Raw genomic sequence first — 7,818 nt, forward strand, 5'->3', positions numbered from 1 at the left:
GGTTCAGCCGCGGGCCCCGCCAGACACGGTGATCAGGGAGCCAGCTGTGGTGTTGCCACTAGAACCGGTGACACGGCTGACTGGCTCGGGACGCTCTTCGTTGCGCTTTGGCTGGAGGGCGGCAGGCATCGAGGTCTTCGAGCCTGGCCTGGTGGGGTTGCGGCGCCGGGCTGAAACGCCCTCGGTGCCGGTGACCCGTTCACCCCGATCCCAGTCATCACCAGTGATCTTCAAGCCAGCAGAGATGCCTTCGCCGGTCACCCTGGAAGTTGGACGAGCATCCGCGTCAACGCTGACAGGAACCTCAATGGGCCCCCGAGCGATTTGGCTGCTGCCGCGACGGTCGAAACGGAATTGCTCGGTGCCGGTGACCATGTCACCGGCCAAGGCAAAAGGGCCGGTAATCCTGCTGCCCTGCTCGTAGCTGGTGCCGGTTACGGCCCCGGCTGGATCTCGCCCCACCTGGGCTGAGCGAGCCGGGGATTGGATGCTGAATTGCTGCCAGGGCTGGCTACCCGCCAGGGGTTGGGGGAAGTCGGAGTCCTGGGCTGCGGCGGCACCGCAGACCTTGGCGAGTTGATCGCCACCGATATAGGGAGTGCCGGTTATAGCTTCGCAGGCCCCGCGGCCCGCACCAGTGAGGACACCGCCAATCCCTGGCTGTATGCCACTCATGCGGTTAGAGCCGCGCACCGGAGTGCGCTGACGGATTTCGGCGACGGACTTGCTGTTGCAGAAGTCACCTGCCTGCTCAAGACCGGCGTAGGGCGTGCCGGTTACGACCTTGCAGGTGCCGGGCTCATCACCGGTGACATTGGAGGAGCGGCCAGTGTGGGTACCACTGACGACCTGGGCCCGATTGGTGACGCTGAAGCCCACCTTGGCAGACTCTGGCTGGGGCTTGCTGCTGCAGAAATCCGCATATTGCTGGCTGCCGACGTATTCATCACCAGTAACCATGCGGCAGCTGCCGGGCTCATCACCGGTGACATGCTCGCTGCGGCCCACATGGGTGCCAGTGATGCCCGTGCCACGAAGGGTATGCAAGCTTGCAACCTTGGTAGGAGCCCGTCCAGTCACCTGGCCTTGATCGGATATGTACTGGGAGCCGGTGAGGTGCTTACCCGAGCCGGGTTCGTCACCCGTGACAAGGCTTGAGCGACCAACCATCACACCTGAAACTGCCTGACCTCCCTCGGTCTGGCTGCGTCCAACCTTGCGTGGGCTGGGGCTGGGGCTGGAAGTGCCGCAGAAGGCTGCTGACTGATTGGCTGAAACGTATTCGGTGCCGGTGATGTTTTTGCAGGTACCGGGCTCATCGCCGGTCACCTTTTCAGAACGACCAACCTCATTGCCAGTGACCCGGTTGCCATGGGTAGTGGCGCTGACGCGCACCTTGGCAGGTTGACTTGCCACTGGACCGCTCTGACAGAAGGCCTGGAACACCTCGGCGCCGAGATATTCGGTGCCCGTAATGGCGCGGCAGGTAGCCGCTTCGTTACCAGTGGTTTTCTCTGAGCGATTGGCCTGGGTTCCGGTAACCACCTGACCAGAGCTGGTTTCGCTCACTCCCACTTTCCAGTGGGCTTCTGCGGCGGCTGCCTGTCTGGCGCCGTGGCGGTTTGGGCCGGAGGGGCGGATGCCGGCGACTCTGCTGGAACCAGCGCTACCAACCTTGGCGCGCAGTTCGCGCACCTTCTGGGAAAGTTCGCGGGCGCTCATATCAGGATTTCCTTGGCGGGATATCGAAGCAGCTGTAGTGCTCTTAGGCGCATTAGCTGATTTGCCACGCTTAGAGAGAGCTTCTCTTCGTGCGAGTACAAGGGCCCGGCTGGGATCTAGTTGGGAGAGGCGCTTGGCTGTGGCACGGCGATCTCCACCACTGCCACTTGTTTTGGTAGGGCGATTACTGAGGCTCAATTGGGCCGGCGCAGGAGCGGTCTCGCCTTGACACTTGGACTTGGCTTCCGCTACAGGGACTTGGACTTTTGATGCAATTTTTGCCAGGTCCGTGCGCGTGCGGTCGCTGGAGGTGTCGGCACGTTTGCCGCGTTTGGAAAGGGCTTCCCGTCGGGCAAGCACCAAATCTCTACTTGGATTTGCGATTGGACGGGCCTGGGTGGTCCGGCTGGAGCCGGTGGGTGCAGCAAGGCTGCGGTGAGAGGCAGCCGCCCGGGCGTTCACAGCCGGGGCAGCAACTGAAGCGGCCTTGGCCACCGATGCAGAGGACTCCTGCGCTGCGGCTGTGCGAGTGGGGCGAGCGTCTTCAACCGAGCGCACACGGCTCGGACCGGAGGTGAACCGGCTGGCGGCTTTTTTGCCGCCGTTGGTGAGAGCCCTGCGGCGCTCCAGAGCTGCTTCCCGGCTGGATGTGCTGGCCATGTCCGCCCGTCGAATGGAATATCTGAAAAGGTGCTGACCAGTCCGCAACGCGAACTAGCCAGCAGAGGAAAGGGGTTGGGGCCCAGGCCAATGGCTCGAGCCCCGGAAGGGCTGGGATCAGCGTCCTTCGAATACCACGAAGCAGGAACCCTGGCTTTGGGTATAAGCGTCGTAGCCCACCAATCGAACGTGGTGGTCGGGGTAGGCGCGGTGACAAGACTCAAGCTCGTTCACGACCACACCCAAATCCTTCTCGCCAAAGAAGGGCAGCTTCCAATATGACCAGTAGGTCGCCATGGAGTTGCTGGGATGGACATGCTCAACGAGCGGGCTCCAACCCTGGGCAATGATGTAAGCGATTTGATCGTAAATCTCGTCCTGGGTCATCGGCGGCAGGAAGCCGAATGTCTCCAGGGTGGCGACTGTTTGGTAGTCACCCACGGTGCTCTTGAAAGGCATGGGGATCCTTATGTGGATGGAATGTTTGAACCTTGTAGAAAGGCTCTTAATCTCGTTCGCAGAGATTAGTTTAATCTCAAGTTCTGAATATTCCGTTCTGGGAGGAGAGTAGGCAAGTTGCTTGCCCCACTCACCAACTCAGACTGGCAATTTCAGGTGTCGAGCTTGTCGACGGTGTCGAACTCGAACTTGATTTCCTTCCAGGTCTCCAGGGCGATAGCTAGCTCAGGGCTGTGCTTCGCTGCTTCCAGAAGGATGTCGCGGCCTTCGCGCTCGATTTCACGACCGGCGTTACGGGCTTTGACGCAGGCTTCGAGAGCCACGCGGTTAGCAGCAGCACCAGCAGCCGAACCCCATGGGTGACCGTGGGTACCACCACCGAACTGCAGCACGGAGTCGTCGCCAAAAATGGCAACCAGTGCGGGCATGTGCCAGCAGTGGATACCACCGGAGGCCACGGCGAACACGCCGCCCATGGAGCCCCAGTCTTGGTCGAAGAAGTTGCCGCGGCTGCGATCTTCGGGGACGAAGGATTCGCGCAGTTGGTCGATATAGCCGAGGGTCGACTGGCGGTCGCCCTCCAGTTTGCCGACCACCGTGCCGGTGTGCAGCTGGTCACCACCGGAGAGACGCAGGCACTTGGCCAGCACTCGGAAGTGGATACCGTGCTTGGGATGGCGGTCAATCACAGCGTGCATTGCACGGTGAATGTGCAGCAGCATGCCGTTCTTACGGCACCACTTGGCAAGACCGGTGTTAGCGGTGAAGCCACCAGTGATGTAGTCGTGCATGATGATGGGCTGGCCCAGTTCTTTAGCGAACTCGGCGCGCTCATACATCTCTTCAGGAGTTGCAGCGGTGCAGTTGAGGTAGTGCCCCTTCTTCTCGCCTGTTTCCTGTTGCGCCAAGTTGGTTGCTTCAGCAACGAACTCGAAACGGTTCTGCCAACGCTGGAAAGGTTGGGAGTTGATGTTTTCGTCGTCCTTGGTGAAGTCCAGACCGCCGCGTAGGCACTCATAGACAACCCGGCCGTAGTTCTTACCGCTCAGGCCTAGCTTCGGCTTGATCGTGCAGCCCAGGAGAGGACGGCCGTACTTGTTCATACGATCGCGCTCAACCACGATGCCGTTCGGGGGACCCATGCAGGTTTTGATGAACGCCATCGGGAAGCGGATGTCTTCCAGACGCAGGTGTCGCAGGGCCTTGAAGCCGAACACGTTGCCGACCAAGGAGGTCAGCACGTTGGTGATGGAGCCTTCTTCGAACAGGTCGAGGGGATAGGCAATGAAGGCATAGAAGGCTTCCTTGTCGCCAGGAACGTCTTCGATGCGGTAGCAACGGCCTTTGTAGAAGTCGAGGTCGGTGAGGAGCTCGGACCACACGGCGGACCAGGTGCCAGTTGATGATTCAGCGGCCACAGCAGCGGCAACTTCCTCGCGGGGGACGCCTTCCTGTCCGGTGCATTTGAAGCAGGCCAGCAGATCGGTGTCGAGGGGGATGTAATCAGGAGTCCAATACGTGTCGCGGTACTCCTTGACCCCAGATTCGTACTTCTTAGCCATGAGTGATTCTCTGATTGGGTCGGTAAGGGAAATGGGTTGGTTAACGCCTCAGACGTTGGTCAACTCAATCCTTCTGACCGGCGTAGTTGCCGTTGCCCAGGGCAGGCTCCACTTCGCGGTGGGGGCGAGCAATGATGTGCGCGGCCACAAGACCGTCGCCCACGCGCTCGCAGGCATCGGCCCCGGCGCGCACAGCTGCGTTGACGGCGCCGGTTTCTCCGCGCACCATCACGGTGACGTAGCCGCCGCCGACGAATTCACGACCGATAAGGCGCACTTCGGCGGCCTTGGTCATGGCGTCAGCCGCCTCGATCGCGGGCACCAGCCCCCGAGTTTCGATCATGCCTAGGGCGATGCCCATGGATTCAGTTGCCATTACCTGCTCCTAGTGGAGGTGGGGTTGGATGTTCGCTAGCAACCATGGTCGGCAGCCAAACCCCCCGTCAAGCCATTTGGCCGGAACCGACCATCACTGTTGCGTCGCCTTTAGATAAGGCAGGCTGATCAGTGCATCACAAAACGTTAGGCAATGCTTGCCGTTGTAGTGCTGGCGCTGGTTTTGGCCCGGTTAATCCCGTTTTGAACAAAATTTGCTTGCCCAGCACCTAGAGGGCCTCGGCGTCTGTGACGTACGCCACTCCGCCGTAGTAGGTCAAAAGGGGGTGCAGGGCTGCGCGCAATCCATCCAGCAAGTGCGCTTCGCAGAACACGATCACATGGGCATTGGCGCCTAGACCGCTGAATTCCATGCCCTCGGACACGGAGCCATGCGGACCCTTGCCGGTGACGTGTCTGACGACGGAATAACCGGGCACACCCGCAGTTTCCATTGCCTGGATCACCGCATCCAACTCCCGCTCGCTGAGGATCAGTTCAAGGCGTTTCATTGATTTATCCGGCGGCGGGAAGCAGGGCGTTAATCATGGCCATGTAGAGGGGGATGCCAACAATGATGTTGAAGGGGAAGGTGACTCCCAGGGCTGTCGATATATACAAACTGGGATTGGCCTGCGGCACTGTCATCCGCATCGCGGCTGGTACCGCGATGTAGGAGGCACTAGCGCACAGCACCACAAACAGCAGGGCATTACCAGGTCCGAGGCTCAAGCCTCGGGCGACCAGGGTGCCTACTAGGGCATTGAAAAGTGGCATTAGCACCGAAAAGCCGATCAGAAAGGCTCCCGCTTGTCGTAAATCTCGGATCCGTTGGGCCGCAACGATCCCCATGTCCAACAGGAAGAAGCTGAGGGCTCCGTAGAAAAGTTTGTCGGTGAATGGCAGCATTTTGTCGATGCTGGCTGGGCTGAATGCTGCGACCAATAAGCCAATCGCCAGACTACCTACGAGCAGAAATACCGAGCTATTTAAAAATGACTCCCGCAGCACCGAGCTCCAGCCCATCTTCGGTCCAGCTGCTTGCTGGCTAGGGGCCGCCAATTTGACCAGCAGCAGGCCCACAATGATGGCCGGCGATTCCATCAGGGCCAGGGCAGCCACCATGAAGCCATCGAAGGGCAGGTTCTGGGTTTCCAGAAAGCTCTCGGCCGTGATGAAGGTCACCGCACTGATCGATCCGTAGGTGGCGGCAATGGCGGCAGCATTAAACCCATCCAGCCTGGTTTTAAGCACCAGATAGCTGTAGAGAGGCACCAGTAGCGACATCGCCATCGCGGCGGCGATCGTGGGCAGCACTTGGCCACCGAGGCCGCTGTGCTCAAGCTCCAAGCCACCTTTGAATCCGATGGCGAGCAACAAATAGAGAGAGAACAGCTTTGGGATTGGGGCTGGAATTTCCAGATCCGATCCCACCAGTACGGCGGTCACGCCAAGGAAAAAAAACAGCACCGGTGGGCTGACTAGGTTCTGCAGAATCAGGCTTGGGTCCATCGGTTACCCCTGGAACCCAATCACGCGGGGGCCAAGGCGTTTACCAACCGTAGGTCTGCTGCAGGAAATAGACACCTCCTTGGGGGACAATGACTTGCCCCGATTCCTGCTGAATGCCAATCCTGGTCGTGGCCAGTGGCAACCCCCACAAGGTGGCCGAAATCGGCGCGATGCTTGAGCTGGTTGAGCTGGATGTCCTGCCCCAGCCGCCCGGTCTCGATATTGAAGAAACGGGAGCGACCTACCTCGCTAATGCCCGTCTCAAAGCCGAGGCTGTTGCCCGCATCACCGGCCACTGGGCCCTCGCCGACGACTCAGGCATCGAGGTGGATGCCCTGGATGGAGCTCCGGGTGTTTTTTCGGCCCGCTACGCCCCCACAGACCACGAGCGGATTCACCGTCTGTTGAAAGAATTAGGCGACAGCCTTTATCGCGGAGCCAGCTTCCGCAGCGCCATGGCCCTGGCCGATCCATCCGGCACCACCAGGGCCGAGGCCGAGGGGATCTGCCGCGGCCAGATATTGCGCGCTCCCCAGGGTAATGGCCCTGGTTACGACAGCCTTTTTTATGTGCGCGAGGCAGGATGCTCCTACGCCCTGATGGGCCCCCACCTCAAGGCCAAGCTCGGCAGCCGCGGCAAGGCAGCTCGGGCGCTTGCCCCGAAGTTGCTCCGCCTGCTGGAGCTGAGCAACTAATGCTCCATTGCCAATAACTCAATTACCAGTAGCTCAATTGTCAGAGCAAGCCTCTGGGTCAGCTGGCCTTGTTGTTGATATGACTGATAGCCCGCATCGCGGCGGCGGCTGCCTCCTCCACATCACCCTCCCGCCCCGCCAGGGTTAGACGGCCAAAGGCGCCCACGGCTTTCACGTCCACCACAGTGATGTTGGAAGCCTTTTCTGCCTCATTGGCTGCGATCAGCACGTAACCGGCGGGCTCGGTTTCCAGGATGAACATGCTCATCCCCGCTTGAATCATCGATCCGCGCCGGTTCTGGCGATTGATCAGCACGGCGTGGTCAGGGGTGATCGCTCGGATGATCTCGGTCCAGCTGACCTCGCAACGGCTGCGGAGCTCCACCCGGCTGCCGATGGCCTCGAGCACCACGTCGCCAGAGTGGAGCACGTTGCTCTGGTCACGGTGGTAGAGCGCTAAGGAGCCGAAGGCCCGCTCCACGATCATCTGGCCAAGCCGCACCGTGCTGGCCTTGAGGGCTATGTCGGTGACCCGGTGCACAGCCATGCCCGGCGACACCTCCAGCCACAAGCAGGCGTCACCAGGAATGGGCAGGAAGCCTTGGCTAACCGTACCCATATAGGCAGCTAGCTGGGGCTGCAGCGAATCAAGAAATACGTATGTGCGCAGCTCAATCGACTGCACATGGCTGGATTGGCGTGCCAGCCGGGAGCCCTCGCTGTCGGTGGTAATCACACAACTGGCGCCTGAGCTGTCGCTGCCCACCCGGGTGCCAGTGATCTGGGTGCCGCCACTTGAGCTTGAGCCAAGCGCCATCTCCCGACGCCGGCGC

General features: G+C 60.5%; 8 protein-coding genes. 1 reads left to right on the forward strand and 7 read right to left on the reverse strand.

The annotated features are described in order from the left end of the window. Positions 1-3: 3 nt before the first annotated feature. The 6 genes from KBY72_RS10000 to KBY72_RS10025 form a co-directional block, all read right to left on the reverse strand. Positions 4-2,382 carry a CsoS2 family carboxysome shell protein gene (locus KBY72_RS10000; protein WP_254993494.1) on the reverse strand — a complete coding sequence of 793 codons (2,379 nt, stop codon included), beginning with the start codon at positions 2,380-2,382 and terminating at the stop codon, positions 4-6. A 117-nt stretch (positions 2,383-2,499) separates the two neighbouring features. Continuing rightward, entirely contained in the window at positions 2,500-2,841 is a 342-nt protein-coding gene (locus KBY72_RS10005; protein ID WP_254962085.1) for a ribulose bisphosphate carboxylase small subunit, read from the reverse strand. A gap of 152 nt (positions 2,842-2,993) precedes the next feature. Beyond that, positions 2,994-4,403 (reverse strand): form I ribulose bisphosphate carboxylase large subunit, encoded by a 1,410-nt coding sequence (locus KBY72_RS10010; RefSeq protein ID WP_106502475.1) that lies wholly within the window; start codon positions 4,401-4,403, stop codon positions 2,994-2,996. Between the two features lie 64 nt (positions 4,404-4,467). Further along, complete coding sequence (locus tag KBY72_RS10015) at positions 4,468-4,779, reverse strand: BMC domain-containing protein (protein ID WP_106502566.1); 312 nt, start codon at positions 4,777-4,779, stop codon at positions 4,468-4,470. 229 nt (positions 4,780-5,008) lie between these two features. Continuing rightward, a complete protein-coding gene (locus KBY72_RS10020; protein WP_254962084.1) occupies positions 5,009-5,290 on the reverse strand; it encodes a P-II family nitrogen regulator in 282 nt (93 codons plus the stop codon). 4 nt (positions 5,291-5,294) lie between these two features. Continuing rightward, positions 5,295-6,290: a sodium-dependent bicarbonate transport family permease gene (locus KBY72_RS10025; protein ID WP_254993495.1), complete on the reverse strand. Its 996-nt coding sequence runs from the start codon at positions 6,288-6,290 to the stop codon at positions 5,295-5,297. 113 nt (positions 6,291-6,403) lie between these two features. Between KBY72_RS10025 and KBY72_RS10030 the strand changes: the two genes are divergently transcribed. Then, positions 6,404-6,985 carry a non-canonical purine NTP pyrophosphatase gene (locus KBY72_RS10030; protein WP_254993496.1) on the forward strand — a complete coding sequence of 194 codons (582 nt, stop codon included), beginning with the start codon at positions 6,404-6,406 and terminating at the stop codon, positions 6,983-6,985. Positions 6,986-7,043: 58 nt separating this feature from the next. Here KBY72_RS10030 and KBY72_RS10035 read toward each other — a convergent pair whose 3' ends face one another. After that, the gene (locus tag KBY72_RS10035; RefSeq protein WP_106502471.1) at positions 7,044-7,802 is read right to left on the reverse strand and encodes a BMC domain-containing protein; all 759 of its coding nucleotides are present in this window, start codon (positions 7,800-7,802) and stop codon (positions 7,044-7,046) included. Positions 7,803-7,818: the final 16 nt, after the last annotated feature.

Origin of the sequence: Cyanobium sp. BA5m-21 (assembly GCF_024346235.1) — a bacterium.
In the GTDB taxonomy this organism is placed as follows: Bacteria; Cyanobacteriota; Cyanobacteriia; order PCC-6307; family Cyanobiaceae; genus Cyanobium_A; species Cyanobium_A usitatum.

What these genes read in the sequence shown, in the direction of transcription:
- KBY72_RS10000 (WP_254993494.1), bottom strand. Translation starts at nt 2,382, where the DNA reads ATGGCCAGCACATCCAGCCGGGAAGCAGCTCTGGAGCGCCGCAGGGCT.
- KBY72_RS10005 (WP_254962085.1), bottom strand. Translation starts at nt 2,841, where the DNA reads ATGCCTTTCAAGAGCACCGTGGGTGACTACCAAACAGTCGCCACCCTG.
- KBY72_RS10010 (WP_106502475.1), bottom strand. Translation starts at nt 4,403, where the DNA reads ATGGCTAAGAAGTACGAATCTGGGGTCAAGGAGTACCGCGACACGTAT.
- KBY72_RS10015 (WP_106502566.1), bottom strand. Translation starts at nt 4,779, where the DNA reads ATGGCAACTGAATCCATGGGCATCGCCCTAGGCATGATCGAAACTCGG.
- KBY72_RS10020 (WP_254962084.1), bottom strand. Translation starts at nt 5,290, where the DNA reads ATGAAACGCCTTGAACTGATCCTCAGCGAGCGGGAGTTGGATGCGGTG.
- KBY72_RS10025 (WP_254993495.1), bottom strand. Translation starts at nt 6,290, where the DNA reads ATGGACCCAAGCCTGATTCTGCAGAACCTAGTCAGCCCACCGGTGCTG.
- KBY72_RS10030 (WP_254993496.1), top strand. Translation starts at nt 6,404, where the DNA reads ATGCCAATCCTGGTCGTGGCCAGTGGCAACCCCCACAAGGTGGCCGAA.
- KBY72_RS10035 (WP_106502471.1), bottom strand. Translation starts at nt 7,802, where the DNA reads ATGGCGCTTGGCTCAAGCTCAAGTGGCGGCACCCAGATCACTGGCACC.